Here is a 1,166-nt window from a genome sequence, read left to right as displayed (position 1 = left end):
CGTGCCACGTAGGCCCGTGTCCGCGGGTCACTGGACATGCGCACGAGCACGATCTGGTGGAGTGCCTGATTGGCCTGCCGGTTTCCTCCACGGTTGAGCCTGTGCCGGTTCGTCTTCCCGGAAGACGCCTGCAGTGGACTCACCCCGCATAAGGCGGCGAAGGCTTCCTTACTGCGGATACGCTCAGGATTCTCACCCGCGGTGACCAGCAGTTTCGCCGCGCTGATCGGTCCGATTCCCTTGGCCGCTGCCAGTGCCGGTGCGGTGTCGGCGACGACGGTGGTGATGTCGGTCAGGAGTTCGTCGATCTCACCGGTGAGGTTCTGATAGCGGCGGGCCAGCGTGCGCAATGCCTTGCGCTGGTAGTCCGTCGCCACCGGTCGGGTGGCGGCGAGTCGGGCGATCAGCGTCTTGTCGTTCAGGCCGCGGTGGGCCTGGCGAAAGGCGGTGTCGGCGGTGACGAGTTTGTTCTTGATCTGCACGATCGCAGTCGTGCGGGCTTTGACGGCGGTGGTGTAGGCGCACAAGAGGTTGGCCAGGCCGGCGATGACGCCGCCGAGGAGTTTCGGGATCGGCAGGCGGTCGTGGTCGTCAGCTGCGATGGCCTTGGCTGCGGCGTAGGCGTCGATCGGGTCGGACTTGCCGCCGCGGCGTGCCTGCCGGTTCGGGCGGATGATCTCGCGGACTTCGATCTGCTGACTGCGGAGGTGGGCGGTGATGCCGGCACCGTAGGACGCGGTGCCCTCGATCCCGACCTTGCGCAGTGTGCCGAGGGTGGTGATGAAGGCGAGGATCGCGGCATAGCCCGCCGGGGTGGTGGGGAACTCGGCGTCGTCGAGTTTGCGGCCGAGCTCGTCGATGATGGCGACGTGGTGTGTGTCGGCGTGTGTGTCGATGCCGGCGTAGACGTGTCGGTGTGGTGTTGGCATGATGGGTGGTGCCCTTTCGTCCCTTGGTGGTGATGGAAGCGCAATCCCGGCCGGGTGGGCAGACAGGACGTTGACGGGGTAGTGACCGCGCTCCTATGAGGTCATGCTCGTCCGGTCGGGACACTCGATGATCCCTGGTGGGTGGACAGATCACGGCAAAGGCACACACTGTGGTGGCCAGTCAGTGCCTGGGTCACACCCTGGATGGAAACCATCCCTACAAGTATCAACGTCAGT

Annotated in this window: 1 protein-coding gene; it reads right to left on the bottom strand. The window is 65.4% G+C overall.

Features of this window, described 5'->3' with window-relative positions; all coding sequences use genetic code 11:
* On the bottom strand, positions 1–929 hold a 929-nt coding region (locus NQ036_RS15390; protein WP_257060003.1), incomplete at its 3' end, for an IS110 family transposase.
* Positions 930–1,166 lie beyond the last annotated feature (237 nt).

It is taken from the genome of Brevibacterium sp. 91QC2O2 (assembly GCF_024580695.1).
GTDB classification, from domain to species: Bacteria; Actinomycetota; Actinomycetes; order Actinomycetales; family Brevibacteriaceae; genus Brevibacterium; species Brevibacterium moorei.
This window is presented reverse-complemented; position numbering and strand designations above follow the sequence as displayed.